The sequence below is a fragment of the Pseudarthrobacter adonitolis genome (assembly GCF_055412845.1).
In genome coordinates, this window is record NZ_JBVAYW010000001.1 from 263,118 (window position 1) to 278,807 (window position 15,690).

The 15,690-nt window shown below is 62.5% G+C and carries 16 protein-coding genes; 6 read left to right on the forward strand and 10 right to left on the reverse strand.

Annotated features, from left to right (window positions below; translation table 11 throughout):
* The 7 genes from ACZYZ4_RS01400 to ACZYZ4_RS01430 all read right to left on the reverse strand — a co-directional run bounded on the left by ACZYZ4_RS01400 (position 1) and on the right by ACZYZ4_RS01430 (position 6,116).
* Positions 1-1,473, reverse strand: a complete 1,473-nt coding sequence (locus ACZYZ4_RS01400; protein ID WP_463857497.1) for a TadA family conjugal transfer-associated ATPase — start codon at positions 1,471-1,473, stop codon at positions 1-3.
* Positions 1,470-2,669, reverse strand: coding sequence for a CpaE/TadZ family protein (locus ACZYZ4_RS01405; RefSeq protein WP_463857499.1), 1,200 nt, complete (start codon positions 2,667-2,669; stop codon positions 1,470-1,472). Before ACZYZ4_RS01405 ends, ACZYZ4_RS01400 begins: the two co-directional genes overlap by 4 nt.
* A complete protein-coding gene (locus ACZYZ4_RS01410) occupies positions 2,669-3,205 on the reverse strand; it encodes a CpaB family protein (protein ID WP_463857501.1) in 537 nt (178 codons plus the stop codon). The genes ACZYZ4_RS01405 and ACZYZ4_RS01410 overlap by 1 nt, the downstream gene beginning before the upstream one ends.
* Before the next feature lie 282 nt (positions 3,206-3,487).
* On the reverse strand, positions 3,488-4,522 hold the full coding sequence (locus tag ACZYZ4_RS01415; RefSeq protein ID WP_463857503.1) for a pilus assembly protein TadG-related protein: 1,035 nt from the start codon (positions 4,520-4,522) through the stop codon (positions 3,488-3,490).
* 23 nt (positions 4,523-4,545) lie between these two features.
* Entirely contained in the window at positions 4,546-4,983 is a 438-nt protein-coding gene (locus tag ACZYZ4_RS01420) for a TadE/TadG family type IV pilus assembly protein (RefSeq protein ID WP_463857505.1), read from the reverse strand.
* 62 nt (positions 4,984-5,045) lie between these two features.
* Positions 5,046-5,252: a Flp family type IVb pilin gene (locus ACZYZ4_RS01425; protein ID WP_463857507.1), complete on the reverse strand. Its 207-nt coding sequence runs from the start codon at positions 5,250-5,252 to the stop codon at positions 5,046-5,048.
* A gap of 279 nt (positions 5,253-5,531) precedes the next feature.
* A complete protein-coding gene (locus tag ACZYZ4_RS01430; RefSeq protein WP_463857509.1) occupies positions 5,532-6,116 on the reverse strand; it encodes a prepilin peptidase in 585 nt (194 codons plus the stop codon).
* Between the two features lie 377 nt (positions 6,117-6,493).
* Here ACZYZ4_RS01430 and rplM point away from each other — a divergent pair, with 377 nt between their 5' ends.
* From rplM to glmM, 3 genes are all read left to right on the forward strand, one after another.
* Entirely contained in the window at positions 6,494-6,937 is a 444-nt protein-coding gene (rplM, locus tag ACZYZ4_RS01435) for a 50S ribosomal protein L13 (RefSeq protein WP_058931751.1), read from the forward strand.
* A gap of 38 nt (positions 6,938-6,975) precedes the next feature.
* A complete protein-coding gene (gene rpsI, locus ACZYZ4_RS01440; protein WP_056344277.1) occupies positions 6,976-7,482 on the forward strand; it encodes a 30S ribosomal protein S9 in 507 nt (168 codons plus the stop codon).
* Between the two features lie 139 nt (positions 7,483-7,621).
* The gene (gene glmM, locus ACZYZ4_RS01445) at positions 7,622-8,983 is read left to right on the forward strand and encodes a phosphoglucosamine mutase (protein ID WP_463857511.1); all 1,362 of its coding nucleotides are present in this window, start codon (positions 7,622-7,624) and stop codon (positions 8,981-8,983) included.
* Positions 8,984-9,061: 78 nt separating this feature from the next.
* Here glmM and mscL read toward each other — a convergent pair whose 3' ends face one another.
* The 3 genes from mscL to coaA form a co-directional block, all read right to left on the reverse strand.
* Positions 9,062-9,451: a large conductance mechanosensitive channel protein MscL gene (mscL, locus tag ACZYZ4_RS01450; RefSeq protein WP_463857513.1), complete on the reverse strand. Its 390-nt coding sequence runs from the start codon at positions 9,449-9,451 to the stop codon at positions 9,062-9,064.
* Positions 9,452-9,543: 92 nt separating this feature from the next.
* Complete coding sequence (locus ACZYZ4_RS01455) at positions 9,544-10,401, reverse strand: M15 family metallopeptidase (protein ID WP_463857887.1); 858 nt, start codon at positions 10,399-10,401, stop codon at positions 9,544-9,546.
* A gap of 20 nt (positions 10,402-10,421) precedes the next feature.
* A complete protein-coding gene (gene coaA / locus ACZYZ4_RS01460) occupies positions 10,422-11,387 on the reverse strand; it encodes a type I pantothenate kinase (protein WP_463857515.1) in 966 nt (321 codons plus the stop codon).
* Between the two features lie 88 nt (positions 11,388-11,475).
* On the opposite strand from coaA, the gene glmS reads away from it, so the two are divergent.
* The 3 genes from glmS to ACZYZ4_RS01475 all read left to right on the forward strand — a co-directional run bounded on the left by glmS (position 11,476) and on the right by ACZYZ4_RS01475 (position 15,655).
* Positions 11,476-13,368 (forward strand): glutamine--fructose-6-phosphate transaminase (isomerizing), encoded by a 1,893-nt coding sequence (glmS, locus tag ACZYZ4_RS01465; RefSeq protein ID WP_463857517.1) that lies wholly within the window; start codon positions 11,476-11,478, stop codon positions 13,366-13,368.
* 288 nt (positions 13,369-13,656) lie between these two features.
* A complete protein-coding gene (locus ACZYZ4_RS01470) occupies positions 13,657-14,004 on the forward strand; it encodes a holo-ACP synthase (RefSeq protein WP_056344245.1) in 348 nt (115 codons plus the stop codon).
* A 37-nt stretch (positions 14,005-14,041) separates the two neighbouring features.
* On the forward strand, positions 14,042-15,655 hold the full coding sequence (locus ACZYZ4_RS01475; RefSeq protein WP_463857519.1) for an NAD(P)H-hydrate epimerase: 1,614 nt from the start codon (positions 14,042-14,044) through the stop codon (positions 15,653-15,655).
* Positions 15,656-15,690: the final 35 nt, after the last annotated feature.

The following is a 15,690-nucleotide window of genomic DNA, read 5'->3' on the forward strand; positions in this document are numbered from 1 at the left end:
CTATCGCCTCCCCTGCGGCACTATTGCCGAACCGAAGACCGCCGGCGATACCGAGATACCAAGTTCGGTAAAACGGTCCAGAAAACGCGGCCTGATGCCTGTGGGAATCGGCTTGCCGAGAAAACGCCCGTGCTGGTCAATTCCAGCGGCGTAGTCGAAGACAAAGGCATCCTGCAGAGTGACGATGTCACCTTCCATGCCCTGGACTTCGGTTACGTGAGTTACCCGCCGCGTGCCATCACGCAGACGCGTGACCTGCACCAGCAAGTCCACTGCAGAGGACACCTGTTCGCGGATGGCGCGGAGGGGAAGGTCCATTCCCGCCATCAATACCAACGTTTCCAGACGGGCAATGGCATCACGGGGAGAATTTGCGTGCACTGTAGATAATGAGCCGTCATGGCCTGTATTCATTGCCTGGAGCATGTCCAGCGATTCGCCACCACGTACTTCACCAACGATGATTCGATCGGGTCGCATACGCAATGAGTTCCGCACGAGATCGCGGATATTCACCGCCCCTTTGCCCTCGATGTTCGGTGGTCGACTTTCCAAGCGGACCACGTGGTCTTGCTGCAGTTGCAGCTCCACCGCGTCTTCAATGGTGACGATCCGGTCCTCTTCTGGAATGAATGAGGACAGAACATTCAGGAGTGTCGTCTTTCCTGTGCCCGTACCCCCCGAGACGATGATATTCAGCCGCGCCCGGACACAGGCGCTGAGGAGTTCAGCCATCTCGGGGGTGAGCGAGCCCCACTCAATCAGGTTCTGAACAGTCAATGGCACATGGCTGAACTTTCGTATGGTGAGCGAGGGGCCGTTTACGGCGAGCGGGGGGATGATTGCGTTTACGCGGGATCCATCCTCAAGCCGTGCATCGACCAGGGGCGACGACTCGTCGATCCTGCGGCCCACTCGGGAAACAATCCGTTCGATTACCTTTCGCAAGTGGTCGTCAGAACTGAACCGCGATCCGGTAAGCGAGAGATGACCGTGCCGTTCAATATAGATCTGGTCGAAACGGTTCACCATGATCTCTGTAACAGAGGGGTCCTCGAGGAGCCGCTGAAGTGGACCGTAGCCCATTACTTCATCGGCGATCTCTCTGATCAGCCGGCGGCGCTCCTCGGGGGAGAGCGGTACTTGCTCCTGGTCGATGACCGTGGACAACTCTTCGATTGCGTTGGTCCGCATCTCCTCCTCGGAGGACGATGCATCACCGAAGCGCGTGCCCATCCGTTCAAATAATGCCAGAGCGGCACGCTGCTTCAGCCCGGCCAACGCATCCACGGCGGGCTGCGCTGGTGCGCCTCCTAGAGAAATCGCGGGGGTCTGTGCAGGGCGGACGGCCTGGCCAGGGAGTGTGAAGGCTGCATCGAGAAAGGGCATGTCACCCTGTGCGCTATCCGGGTCAGCTGGCGCCTGAGCTTCGACCGCATCCTGTGTTCGGGAGAGCCGGGCTGAAAGTTTCATGACACCACTACCCTTCGGTGAAGTTTGTGGTGGCTCGAAGCCACCCATTGAGGATCGAAGCGGTCCACGAGTTTCTTGAGTCCCTTTGAAGCAGGCTCTCTGTTAGTGCTTTGCAGCACTGGTACGCCTCGATTAGTGGAGAACGGTAGCGTCCGAGAACGAGGGATGACGGCGTCAATCGGAACGCCAATAGTGGCTTCGACATCTTGGACCGAGATGCCGCTCTTTCGATCTGCAAAATTGAGAACCGTATGCCTTCCTTGCGGCAATAGCTGCAACTCGCGAAGGACGCCGAAACATTTATGGAGGCCACGGATGCTTGGAACGTCCATTCCACAAACCCATACTCCGTCTGTGGCCTGTTCCAGGGTGGCCAAGCAATGCTCGCCCAGCCCCGGTGCCGTATCTACGACGACGTACTTGAACTCGCTGGCCAGCTGATTAATGAGGCGACTTACATGCTCAGCAGTGATGTAGTCCGATTCGGCCGGCGTGCGTGGGGCGCACAAGGCGTAGATTCCGGCTGGATGGACCGTCAGATACGCTTTGAGGACCATTGAGTCTTGGGCAGCCGCGCCGTGCACCGCCTCCGATATGGAGTGCTCCGGCTCCAGCAACAAACCTGAAGCGACGTCCCCAAACTGCAAATCCAGGTCCACGATAACAACGCCCATAGGGGCAACTTTGCCAAGCCCGATCGCAAGGTTGGTGGCGATGGTAGTCTTCCCGACGCCGCCCTTCGGGGACATCACTGCGATGACGCGTCCTCGCTCCTGACCGGATTCCGGCGCTGCCGCCATTCCCCGGCGGCGGCTTGCGGCTGCCAGGCACGACCGCTCCAACAGGACCCGGAGATCGTTGACACCAATTTCGGAAGTCACCACATCCCTGATGCCCGAATGCATGGCGCGCAAGACCAGCTCGGGGCTGGGCTCGGCGACCAAGAGGAGACTGACCTCGGGGAATTGAAGGTCAAAGACTGTGGCCAGCTTCAGCGCGTCATCGGGAGTCACTCCAGGCCCGAGTATGAGCACTTCGGGCGGCGCTCCGTTCAGTTGTTGGAAGACGTCATTGGGTCCGCCTTTGAGAACATCCGGAGAGAGCGTCTGTAGTTCCCCGTGAAGAGCGCCAGAGATAGCTTGGCGAACTCGGCTTTCGAAGTCCCTGACTGCAGTGATGGCGACGAAGCGGCTCATCAGTACAGCCCTCCAAAGGTGGTGATTGGAGGATCGCTCTTAGTAGACGTTGGGGTCTGCTTGGATAGCCACAGCGTGCCAAATTCAGCGCCGAAGATCATTTTCGCAGCGTCAGCGTCGGTTCGCGCTACTGTAACGAACGCGGATCCATTGGGCATTTCCACCCCAGATTCAGAACCCGTCGACTTTTTCGCGTCCGGAGCTGCTTTCTGTACGGCCGTGACCAGCACATCGTGGAACAGAAGGCCAGTGGACTGCTTCCAGCCTTTCACTTCGGGAGGAACGGGAGCATCGGCTGGCATGCCGTCTATTGACGCGAAGGAGGAGAACACCGTTACGGTGTCGCCGGCTTCGAGCCTACCTCCAAGGATTCGTTCGGGGTCCAGAAGGAAGGTTAGCTCTTCCAGCCCGTCGGGCACTGGCACGGTTCCGGGAACGAGCTGGCGAGGGTCAACCAGCCGAGAGGATAGGAGCTGTTCGCCGGGCTGCAGATCGACAGCGGTGACCGTTCCCTCCTTTAGGTCAAGCGTCTCCAATGCCCCTTCGGGAACTGCACTCTTCGGTATGGCTTGAGAGCGGACTTTGGTGCCAAGGTCTGACGTCTTCGTGCCCGCAGGAACTGACTCCTGGACAACCAGGACATTGACGGGTTCCAGCCCCGCCTGAGCGCGATTCGCTGCGCCTTGGACGTAAACAAAAAGTAGAGCGGCTCCGACTAGGGCCAATACCAAAGCCGCGATGCCTCCCAGTAGGCGTGATTTCACTGTGATTTCTCCTTTGTCGATGTGTATACCAACCGCTACGGACTGGTATGACCGTTATTCGGTCAGATTCACGACCGACGCCCCGAAATTTGGGGCACCGCCGGTCCCTATCTCGGCCTCTTCCAGCGAGACGAAACGGGTGAAGAAGCCTTGAATGCCCCTGCATTTAGCGGTGCAGCTTGGGGCGGCAGTGTCCACGTGCGTTAGTTCAGGACCGCCACCAAACTTGTAACCGGCGACTTGAAACGCGGCAAAACCAATGACTTGGTACTCAGTCTTGGATCCGCCCCCGTTCACAGCGGAACTGAATAGCGGAATGAGGACCGGTTCATTGAGAATGCCGGCCAGAACGTCCTGACAGACTTTGTCTTTGCCTCCTACTTTGGGGAACGAGTTTCCGGGTTGCCCCAAGACCGTCCCGTCAGCGGTGATATCGGCTGAGCAATCGGCGTTTGCCTCCAGCCATCCGAAGCCGCCTGGTCGATAGCCATTTTGGGCCTCGCAACCGGGGTAGGTCGGAGTGTTTTCGTCGTACCTGAGAAGCAGGTGTGTTGCTTCAGGGTCTCCGGTGAAATTGCCTGTTGACTCGAGCTCTGCCCGCTGAGTGGACGTCAGGAAATCCAGGAACACGCATTCACTTACCGTCCAAGGAAGAGTGGACCCAGAATTTGGTGGACCCCATGAGGCGGCGGCCACTGCATGGATTTGTGTAGTCTCAAAGCCCATGAGTTTTGCGAAGAACAGAGAAAAACTGTCATCTACGGTGCCACTCTCGCGTGCGTATGTTTCCACTCGGACCGTAGTTGGAGTTGGAAACGTGATAGAGGTCACCCCGGTCGCTGCGTCATTGCTATTCGCATCTGCCAAGTTCTCAGCACTGGCTTCCATGTCGCCGCAAGTACCGCCAGCACAGTCGCGTGCGATTGCCAGTGCGGCAAAATCCGCCCCGTTTTGTATCTGAGCCTTCTCCGCGTACATTGCGCCGACGTCCACCACGAGGGCGGCAAAGCCTAAAAGGACCACGAGCAGGACCGCCACAATGACCGTGGACGCACCTCGCTCCTTGTCTTCGTGAATCCGCTTACCCATTGATCCTGGCGAAAACGCTTCTTCTAGCCGCCGCATCTCATCACTCCAACGCCTGTCAGGTCGAGCGGAAATATAATCGGATTTCCGAAAAGTTCGGTATCCAGGAAACCGGACAGCGAGTCAAGACTCACGCTTGCGGTGACGGTTACGTCTTCCCCTAGGGTGCAGGTATCAGCGTCGTCGTCGACTAGTACGCCCAATCCAGCAAGAGAAGGGGCTGCCCCTAATGTTGCTGCCTCAACGTCCAGGGTGTCCTTGTTGTAGTGGATCGCCGCATGCCGTGCACCTTCGCGAGCGGCTTGCGTCAGAGAAATTTGCACATTAAATACGCGGCCGAACTCAATGACGCCGAATAATATTAGGAGCAACAGGGGCAGCACGATTGCCATTTCGACTGCTGCCGCACCTCGCTCTTTATGCCTGGTATTCAACACGCTGCTCCCCAGTTCGCTAAGGTCCACTCAATAAAAGGGTTTGGCGGCGGAGGTGACACCCCCGCCGCCAAACACGAATCCGAACCTGCCTACGGCGCGGCGGGCGTGATCCTTGTGGTGACCTGGGTGAACAAGGCCGCGATTTGCGTACCAAGCGGGCCGACGGCAACCATGACGATGACAGCGATGAGGGCGACCATGATGCCGTACTCCACCATCGTTGCTCCCTTTTCGGAGGTGAGGCGTTCCTTGAGGCCGGCAACATAGGCCATCATTGAGACCATAAGAGAAGTCATTTTAATTTCCTTAATTCGATGAAAGTGATTTTTGTGATGTTTCAACGAATTTCCAGCTGCCCCCATAGTTCTTAACGGTTGCTGGACTTCGCTAAGAAGAGATTGTCATTGGGCGTTCTAGGCAACAATGCGTAGTCGTACTCGACTTTTCTGAGGGCTCTATTGGTACGTACTCGGAAGCTATACTCGAGTACTCAGATTGGTGGACGCATCAATAGACGACTACTTGGATTCCTGTTGCGCGAGCAACTAGAGATGGCGATTGGGCCGGTCTCAGGCCTAGAGCGTCAGGAGTCCGACGCACACTACGGCGCCGATCATCGACGGTCCGTGAGCCACCTCTGACGTGTGTTCTTTGCGGTTTCGTGCCACCACAAAGACGGTAACCAGGCCGTTCATGATGAACCCCAGCAGGCCGCCGTACAAGAGCTGTGTCCAACCTAGGTAACCCAAGTACAGGCCCACGGGAGCGGCGAGCTTGACGTCGCCCATTCCCAGACCCGCCGGTGAAATTAACGCCAGAATCAGGTAGATGACGAAGAGAATTGCGGCGCCGACCAGTCCGCGAACAAGGACAGCCCACTCTTCCCCGGCAAACGTGGCCGCCAAGAGGCACAAAATGCCCCCTACCAATAGGGAAAGAACCACAGGGTTAGGCAAAAGATGCTGTGCGACATCAATTCGGGCCAGCTGGACGCCAAGAATGGAGAGGAGGACAAATGCCGGCAGTGCCGGGTCGGCGCCGAGTCGGAAGGCGAAAGCTGCACACAGGGCGGCGGTGATTGCCGCCGTCCTGATCCTTGCTCGAATGCCAGGCTTCGGGCCGACGCGGGGGAGCATCTTGGCAATGAGGAGCTCTGCCAAGGGTGAGAGTATTAGTCCCAAGAGGCCAATGACCGTCACGAACAGCGGTCCGGTTGAGCCAGCGTCGCCCCAAGAAGTCACTGCATCCCCGCTTACGTCGGGCCGGCAGATTGATGGATGAGCGTCCGGCTACCCCATTTTGACCCCGAGGCCCGGTTCAAGCTAACATTGGTAGTCGTTGTGCGTGTCCTTTCTCGATGATGCGTGCCCGCTTGAGAATCCGGTTGCAGGATAACTACTCAAAGGGCACATTCGGGACCTCAGGATGACTGGTTACATGGAGCCCTCACCTCTGTTCCGGTAGCGCATAGATAGTAGGTGCACACGCTTGAGTGACACCTAAACAAGAACGCCAGAACAAGAACGAGGCAAAAACCGTGCGTACGTACACCCCGAAGCCCGGCGATATCAACCGCCAGTGGCACGTCATTGACGCCACAGACGTTGTCCTTGGTCGTCTCGCGAGCCAGACCGCAATCCTGCTGCGCGGCAAGCACAAGGCCACCTTTGCGTCCCACATGGACATGGGCGACTTCGTCATCATCATCAACGCTGAGAAGGTAGCCCTGACCGGCGCCAAGCTGGAGCAGAAGCGCGCATACCGCCACTCCGGCTACCCAGGCGGCCTGACCTCCGTCAACTACGCGGAACTCCTGGAATCCAACCCGGTCCGCGCCGTTGAGAAGGCCATCAAGGGCATGCTCCCGAAGAACTCCCTCGCTGCACAGCAGCTGGGCAAGCTGAAGGTGTACCGCGGTGCAGAGCACCCCCACGCCGCCCAGCAGCCCAAGACGTTCGAAATTTCCCAGGTCGCCCAGTAGTCCTGGCCACCAAACAACTTATCTATACAAGGAGAATCGTGGCTCAGAACGAAGAGACCACCGAGGCCGTTGTGGCTGAGGAAAACCCGACCAGCTACACCTCGGAGAGCGGTCCTGCGGAAGCAGAAGCGCCGAAGAAGGAACGCCCGGCACTGACCGTTGCCGGCGCCGCAGTTGGCCGTCGCAAGGAAGCTGTGGCCCGCGTGCGCATCGTCCCCGGCACCGGCAAGTGGACCATCAACGGCCGCGCGCTGGACAACTACTTCCCGAACAAGCTGCACCAGCAGGACGTCAACGAGCCCTTCAAGATCCTTGATCTTGACGGCGCCTACGACGTCATCGCCCGCATCCACGGTGGCGGCATTTCCGGCCAGGCCGGTGCCCTGCGCCTCGGCATCGCCCGTTCACTGAACGAGATCGACACCGAGAACAACCGCGCCACCCTGAAGAAGGCCGGTTACCTGCGCCGTGACGCACGCGTCATCGAGCGTAAAAAGGCCGGTCTCAAGAAGGCCCGTAAGGCTCAGCAGTACTCCAAGCGCTAAACCCGCTTACACAGAAGCCCGTCCCGCCATTGGCGGGGCGGGCTTCTGCCGTTAACGAGGCGCTCCCGTCCAGCGAACCGGCGTACCGCTGACCTGCCGTTTCAAAGCCTCAGGCATCCGTCCTCTAGACTTATCCACGATGTCTAGATTATTTGGAACAGATGGAGTCCGGGGCCTGGCTAACGGCCTGTTGACTGCCGAGCTGGCGATGAACTTGGCCCAGGCGGCCGCCGTCGTGCTTGGTCATGACCGCAATACCAACGGCACCCGGCCCCGCGCCGTGGTGGCGCGTGACCCCCGCGCCAGCGGGGAATTCATCGCTGCCGCCGTCGAGGCGGGGCTCTCCAGCTCCGGTATTGACGTTTATGACGCCGGTGTCCTCCCGACGCCTGCCGCGGCCTACCTCGTGGCGGATCTTGACGCCGATTTCGGCGTCATGATCTCGGCTTCCCACAATCCCGCACCGGACAATGGGATCAAGTTCTTCGCCCGCGGCGGCCAGAAACTCCCTGATGACGTGGAAAACGCCATCGAGGAACAGCTGGACAAGGAGCCCGTGCGGCCCGTCGGCAGCGACGTGGGCAGGATCCAGCGCTTCTCCGACGCCGAAGACCGCTACATCGTCCACCTCCTGCAGACGCTCCCGCACCGCCTCGACGGCCTGAAGGTAGTGCTGGACTGCGCCCACGGTGCTGCCAGCGGCTGCTCACCCCAGGTCTTCAAGGACGCCGGCGCTGAAATCATCGTGATCGGCGCCGAGCCGGACGGCCACAACATCAACGACGGCGTCGGGTCCACCCATCTGGGTCCGCTCAAAGCCGCCGTGGTCAAGCACGGCGCGGACCTGGGCATAGCCCACGACGGCGACGCCGACCGCTGCCTCGCCGTGGACCACGAAGGCACAGAGGTGGACGGTGACCAGATCATGGCGATCCTCGCCGTGGCGCTGAAAGCATCCGGCGAGCTCAAGGACGACGTCCTCGTGGCCACCGTCATGAGCAACCTCGGGCTCAAGATCGCCCTCCGCGAGGCAGGCATTAGCATCCGCGAAACGGCAGTGGGGGACCGCTACGTCCTGGAAGGCATGCGCGACGGCGGCTTCAACCTCGGCGGCGAACAGTCCGGCCACGTGATCTTCGCCGACTACGCCACCACCGGCGACGGCGTCCTCACCGGTCTCCAGCTGGCGGCGCAGATCGCTCTGACGGGCAAACCGCTCAAGGAGTTGGCCACCGTGATGACCAAGCTCCCGCAGGTACTCATCAACGTCAAGGGCGTTGACCGCACCCGCGTGGGCAGTTCCGAGGCGCTGGCACAGGCCGTGGTCCTGGCTGAAACTGAACTGGGTGACACCGGACGTGTCCTGCTCCGCCCCTCAGGCACCGAGCCCGTGGTGCGCGTCATGGTGGAAGCAGGGGATGAAGCAACGGCCCAATCCATCGCTGAGCGCCTGGCCCAGGTTGTCCGCACCGAACTCGCGCTCGAGCTGGTCACCGACTAGGCGCTGAGCAACCGATCTAAGACAAACAAGTGTGGCCCGCCTCCGTCAGGAAGCGGGCCACACTTGGTTACGGTGAAGTTACAGGACCCGGTTCTGCAGCGAGTCGCGGATTTCGGTGAGGAGCGCGAGCTGCGGATCTTCCGCAGCCTCCTCCTTGACCTCCTGGTTGATGCCCAGTTTGCGGTTGCGGCGTTCGATCATCTGGTTCATCGGCATGATGACCACGAAGTAGATAGCGGCGGCCACCAGCACGAACGAAATGACGGAGGAGATGACAGATCCATACATGAATCCCTCCCACTGCATTTCTGCAATTCCCTTGGCACTGAACAGGCGGCCGATCAGCGGTGTGAGCAGGCCCTCGACGATTGAGGTCACGACGGCGCCGAAAGCGGCACCCATGACGACGGCGACGGCAAGGTCTACGACGTTGCCCTTCATGAGGAACTTCTTGAATCCTGTCAACATATGGACCAAGCTAGCGCACCAAGGTGAGCCGGACATGACAGATCTGTAAATTCCTAAAGGAGTGTCGGGAACTAAGTAGGCGTAGCTTTCGTTTAGGGATACCCCGGCGCCGCTTCCACCCCGAAGTACTCCTCCACGGTGCTGATGCCCCGGGTCACCATGTCGGTGGCGGCTTCCACGCCGATGTACCGCAGGTGCCACGGCTCGTAGTAATAGCCGGTGATCGGGTGGAACATCCAGGGATACCGCACCACAAATCCGAAGCGGTGGCCGTTCGCCTTCGCCCATATGGGCGCCGGCTGATCCGCGAAGCACGGCTCGAAGCCGCACGCCCCGCCGCCGTCGCCGATGTCGAACGACCAGCCGGTCTGGTGTTCCGAGTAACCGGGCCTCGCGCTGGCGGTATCGGCATCGGCCTGGCCACGGGCCGCCACATAGCCGTTGTACGTGGTCACCTGCGTGCCGTACGAGCGGTAACCGCTCGCCAGCGTCATGTTCACGCCGTCCAGCGCGGCCGCGGCGAACATCGCTTCCGCGGCCGCCGCCGTCGTGCTGTTCAGCAGGGCCGCCTCGCCGGAAACAGCCAGCCGGACGTTGGGCTCGACCAGATCTGCCGGGACGTAGTCGGCCGGCGCCAGCGGACGGTGCTTGTTGACCACCAGCCACGGGCTGGCCGGATCCGTCAGGGAGAACTGACGGGGCAGCGCCGCCGACGGCGGTACGGGAGTCTGCGGCGTTGGCTCAGCTGCCGCCGTCGTGCTTTCTACCGAAGGGACCGCCACGGCGGAGGCGGACTCGGAGGTCGCCGCCGGGGCGGGGGAGGACGACGACGGCGCCACCCCAGCCGGTGCCTCCGGCGTGCAGGCTGCCAGGACCGTCAGCCCCGCTCCGGCGGCGAGGAAGCGGGCGAAGGACCGCCGGCTGGCCCCCGAGGGGACACCGCCCGCCATGCAGTCGTGGCACACGTGTGTTAAACCTTCCGCAGAAGCATGCGGCGGATGGAGTGGTCGGCGTCCTTGGTCAGCACCAGCTGGGCCCTGCCGCGGGTGGGCAGCACGTTTTCTTCCAAGTTGGGTTCATTGATGCGCTTCCAGATGTCCCGGGCAGTGGTCTCCGCTTCGGCCTCGGAGAGGGTGGCATACCGGTGGAAGTATGACTCCGGCTGCGCGAACGCTGTGCTCTGGAGCTTGCGGAAACGGTCCACGTACCACTCCTCGATGTAGGAGGTCTTGGCATCCACATAGATGGAGAAGTCGAAGAAGTCGCTCAGGGCAAGCCCCTGCTTGCCGTCGTGGCGCGGACGTGCCGGGGCCAGGACGTTCAGGCCCTCGACGATGAGCACGTCCGGACGGCGGACCACCACTTCCTTGTCCGGCACGATGTCATAGGTGACGTGCGAGTACCAGGGCGCCCTGACTTCCTCAGCGCCGCCTTTGATCTCGCTCACGAAGCGGAGCAGCGCGCGGCGGTCATAGGACTCCGGGAAGCCCTTGCGCTCCAGGAGCTGGCGCCGTTTCAGCTCGGCAAGGGGATACAGGAAACCGTCAGTGGTGATCAGCTCAACATTGGGGGTGCCGGGCCAGCGCCGCAGCATCTCCCGGAGCACACGGGCGATGGTGGACTTGCCCACGGCTACCGAGCCGGCCACGCCGATGACAAACGGAGTGCGCTGGGTCTGCTCGCCCAGGAAGGTGGTGGTGGCCGAATGAAGCTGGCCCGCGGCCTCCACGTAAAGGTGCAGGAGCCGGGAGAGGGGCAGGTAGACCTCGCGGATCTCCTTCATGTCCAGGGGATCGCCGAGGCCACGCAGGCGGACAATGTCCTCTTCGTTAAGGGGCTGCTCCATCTGGGCGGCGAGCCGGGACCAGGTCTGGCGGTCCAGCTCAACGAACGGGGAGGCACCCTCACCGTTCGCTTCATTGCGTTGCAAAGTCACTTTAGAGATTCTGCCCCGCGCGCGGCTGAGAGCGAAATGGGGCACCGTAAGTTTAGATCTCAACCCGGCTGCCGATAAGCTAGAGCCCATGTGTGGAATCGTTGGATATGTGGGCCATTCTGCTGGCCGTGTGAATGCCGGTCACAGTGCGTTGGATGTAGTCCTTGAGGGATTGCGCCGTCTGGAGTACCGGGGTTACGACTCCGCGGGGGTGGCGGTGGTCTCCGAGGGGTCCATCCAGTCCCGGAAGAAGTCCGGCAAGCTGAGCAACCTCCTCGCCGAGCTGGAGGAGCGTCCGTTGCCGGAGACGTTCACCGGTATCGGCCACACCCGCTGGGCCACGCACGGCGGCCCGACGGACCAGAACGCGCACCCGCACCTGGCCGACGGCGGCAAGCTGGCCCTGATCCACAACGGCATCATCGAGAACTTCGCCGAGCTGAAGCTCGGGCTGGTGGCTAAGGGCTACAAGTTTGAGTCCGAGACGGACACCGAGGTCGCCGCTGTGCTGCTGGGCGATATTTTCCGTACCAAGCTCCAGGGTGACGTGTCCGACGGCGGCCTGACGAAGGCCATGCAGCTCGCCTGCCAGCGCCTCGAGGGTGCGTTCACGCTGCTGGCGGTGCACGCGGACCAGCCGGATGTTGTGGTTGCCGCCCGCCGTAACTCACCCCTGGTGGTGGGGCTGGGCGAGGGCGAGAACTTCCTGGGCTCGGACGTGTCCGGGTTCATCGATTACACCCGCCGGGCGGTGGAGCTGGGCCAGGACCAGATTGTCACCATCACCGCAGACACCGTGGAGATCACTGATTTCTATGGCGCCCCGGCTGAGGGCAAGGAATACCACGTTGACTGGGATCCGGAATCGGCGGAAAAGGGCGGCTTCCCGTCCTTTATGGAGAAGGAAATCCATGACCAGCCCGACGCCGTGCTGCAGACCCTGCTGGGCCGCTCGGACGTCAACGGCAAACTAACCCTAAATGAGCTCCGCATTGATCCGCAGCTGCTGAAGAACGTCGACAAGATCATTGTGCTGGCCTGCGGCACGTCCGCGTACGCCGGGCAGGTGGCCAAGTACGCCATTGAGCACTGGTGCCGGATTGCCACCGAAGTGGAGCTCTCCCACGAGTTCCGTTACCGGGACCCGATCGTGAACGAGAACACCCTGATCGTCTCCATCTCCCAGTCCGGCGAGACCATGGACACCCTGATGGCCGTCCGCTACGCCAAGGAACAGGGCGCCAAGACGGTCTCCATCTGCAACACCAACGGCTCCACCATCCCGCGTGAATCCGACGCCGTGCTCTACACGCACGCCGGCCCGGAAATCGCAGTCGCCTCCACCAAGGCGTTCCTGGCTCAGATCACCGCTGCGTACCTCCTGGGCCTTTACCTGGCGCAGCTGCGCGGGAACATTTTCCAGGGCGAGATCAAGGACATCCTGGCGGACCTGAACAAGATCCCCGCCAAGATCCAGCGGATCCTGGACAACGAGGCGCAGATCAAGGAACTCGGCGATTCCATGGCCGAGGCCAAGTCTGTGCTGTTCCTGGGCCGCCACGTCGGCTTCCCGGTGGCCATGGAAGGTGCGCTGAAGCTCAAGGAGCTCGCGTACATCCACGCCGAGGGCTTCGCAGCCGGGGAACTCAAGCACGGCCCCATCGCGCTGATCGAGGAAGGCCAGCCCGTGTTTGTGGTGGTCCCGTCCCCGCGCGGCCGCGACTCCCTGCACGCCAAGGTGGTCTCCAACATCCAGGAAGTCCGGGCGCGTGGCGCCAAGACCATTGTCATCGCGGAAGAGGGCGACGAAGCCGTCAAGGCCTACGCCGAGCACGTCTTCTACATCCCGGAAACCCCCACCCTCCTGGCCCCGCTGCTCAGCACGGTCCCGCTGCAGATCTTCGCCCTGGCCCTCGCCTCGGCCAAGGGCTACGACGTGGACCAGCCGCGCAACCTCGCCAAGAGCGTCACCGTAGAGTAACCGCAGGCTGACCGGCCAAGAGCCGGTTGGTGCCCTGCGAAACGGAAGCCTCGAGCCTTTGGCTCGGGGCTTCCTTTGTCAGCCGCGCAGGCTCGCCCGTCAGCTGCGCGGCGCCACGCCCGGAACTGGACCCAGAGCGGCCAGGGACGGTAAGGCCACCGATCCCGGCGGCCTTACCGTCCAGAAGATTCCTCGTCCGTGGCCGATGTAGCGTGCCACTTTCTCCCCGACAGCGTAATGGCGCAGGTTGTGCGCGGCAGGTCACCAGTGTCCCCGTAGAATAGCGCCATGATTGTTGGCATTGGCGTAGACGTTGTAGACATCGAGCGGTTCGGCCGCCAGCTTGAGCGCACGCCGGGGCTCCGGGACCGGCTGTTCGTACCCGCGGAGCGCGAGCTGAACACCCGCTCCTTGGCCGCGAGGTTCGCCGCCAAGGAAGCCGTGGCCAAGGTCCTCGGCGCACCGGCCGGCATGAACTGGCAGGACTGCTGGATCGGCCTGGACCAGCACGGACCCACCATCCAGGTCAAGGGCACCGTCCTCGCGGTGGCCGAGTCCAAGGGCGTCAAGCGCTGGCACGTCTCCATGAGCCACGATGGCGGGATCGCCACCGCCACGGTACTGGCTGAAGGCTGAGCCACCTACTGCTCAACCCACCAACGGACCTGACACCATGATCAGCGCGTATACCGGAACCCAGATCAGGGTGGCCGAACAGCCGTTCCTGACTGCCGGGATGGGCGCTGTACTTATGCAGAGAGCCTCCCATGGGCTCGCCAACGCGGTGGTCCATGAGCTGAAGGCACGCGGCCGGCGGCTCTACGGCGCCGACGTGGCCGTTTTGGCGGGCAAAGGCAACAACGGGGGAGATGGCCTGTTCGCCGCCTCATTCCTGGCCGCCAGAGGAATGCGCACGACGGCGGTACTCACCGCCGGAACGGCCCACCCCGAGGCGCTGGCTGCTTTTGAGCGCGCCGGCGGACGCGTCCACCTCCTCACTGAATTCAACGCCGGCCGGCTGGCGGCAGACGTGGCGCGTGCCGACGTCGTGATTGACGCAGTCCTGGGCACGGGTGCCCGCGGCGGCCTTCGCGGAGCGGCGGCCGGCCTGGTGAGCGGTCTTTCGGATTTGCGGCTGTCGGCCGGAGAGTCGGGCATTGTAGTGGCCTGCGATATCCCCAGCGGCGTTGACGCCGACACCGGGGAAGCCCATGCGCCGGTGCTGTCAGCGGACCTGACCGTAACATTCGGCGCAGCCAAAGTGGGCCTGCTGGCGGACCCGGGCGCCGATCACGCCGGCCGCATCCACGTGGTGCCCATCGGCATCGAAGAGGAACTGCCCTGGCCGGCGCTCCGCAGATTTGAGCCGGTGGACCTGGCCAGGCTGCTGCCACAGCCCGGGAGGCGCTCCCACAAGTATTCCCGCGGTGTCCTGGGCGTCGTCGCCGGTTCCGCCGACTATCCGGGCGCCGCCGTGCTGGCCTGCCGGGGTGCGCTGGCTGCCGGCGCGGGGATGGTCCGCTACCTGGGCCCGCCCGAGGTGGCCAACCTGGTGCGGCAGTCCTGCCCGGAGGTGGTGTGCAGCACGGGCTCCGTGGCTGACACGCACGTCCAGGCGTGGCTGGTGGGTTCGGGCATGGGTCCCGGCGACGCCGAGCAGCTCCAGCACGCCCGGGACGCCGTGGAATCCGGCCTGCCCGTGATCGCCGACGCCGGGGCGCTGCCTGCCCTGCCCGCGGTCCTGGGGCCGCAGGTGGTGCTCACGCCGCACGCCGGCGAACTGGCGTCCCTCCTGCAACGGCTCGCCTCGTCCCCGGACAGCCCGGACTTTGATCCCGCCCCCGACCGTACCGCCGTCGAGGCTTCCACGCTCGGTGCTGCCCGGTATGCCGCCGTGCTTACCGAGGCCACCGTGCTGCTAAAAGGCGCCACCACCCTGGTCGCTTCGCCCTTCCAGGATTTCTACAGCCAGGCAGACGGCACGGCGTGGCTCGCCGCTGCCGGAAGCGGCGATGTCCTGGCCGGGATCATCGGTGCGCTGCTCGCTCAACTGGGGTCCGACGTCGGGCGCTTCCGGGATGCGGGCATAGATCCGGACGAGCGCTGGGCGGCAATTGCCGCCCTAGGGGCCAGCCTTCACGGCCTCGCGGGAGCGGCCGCCTCCGGCGGCGGACCGCTGACGGCGGGCCGGATTGCGGACGCCGTACCAGACGTTTGGCACAAAGTCAGCCTGCTTAGTAAACCAGCGGGCCGGAAACGTAATAGTCACACCCACCCGCTACCGTAGGCATAGGTTCTGCACCGGCAGGGGCGGTTTTGTGT

Bases quoted from the DNA above. Each gene is read 5' to 3' on its own strand.
- ACZYZ4_RS01400 (WP_463857497.1), bottom strand. From the start codon at position 1,473: ATGAAACTTTCAGCCCGGCTCTCCCGAACACAGGATGCGGTCGAAGCT.
- ACZYZ4_RS01405 (WP_463857499.1), bottom strand. From the start codon at position 2,669: ATGAGCCGCTTCGTCGCCATCACTGCAGTCAGGGACTTCGAAAGCCGA.
- ACZYZ4_RS01415 (WP_463857503.1), bottom strand. From the start codon at position 4,522: ATGGGTAAGCGGATTCACGAAGACAAGGAGCGAGGTGCGTCCACGGTC.
- ACZYZ4_RS01425 (WP_463857507.1), bottom strand. From the start codon at position 5,252: ATGACTTCTCTTATGGTCTCAATGATGGCCTATGTTGCCGGCCTCAAG.
- glmM (WP_463857511.1), top strand. From the start codon at position 7,622: ATGTCTAGATTATTTGGAACAGATGGAGTCCGGGGCCTGGCTAACGGC.
- mscL (WP_463857513.1), bottom strand. From the start codon at position 9,451: ATGTTGACAGGATTCAAGAAGTTCCTCATGAAGGGCAACGTCGTAGAC.
- ACZYZ4_RS01455 (WP_463857887.1), bottom strand. From the start codon at position 10,401: ATGGCGGGCGGTGTCCCCTCGGGGGCCAGCCGGCGGTCCTTCGCCCGC.
- glmS (WP_463857517.1), top strand. From the start codon at position 11,476: ATGTGTGGAATCGTTGGATATGTGGGCCATTCTGCTGGCCGTGTGAAT.
- ACZYZ4_RS01470 (WP_056344245.1), top strand. From the start codon at position 13,657: ATGATTGTTGGCATTGGCGTAGACGTTGTAGACATCGAGCGGTTCGGC.
- ACZYZ4_RS01475 (WP_463857519.1), top strand. From the start codon at position 14,042: ATGATCAGCGCGTATACCGGAACCCAGATCAGGGTGGCCGAACAGCCG.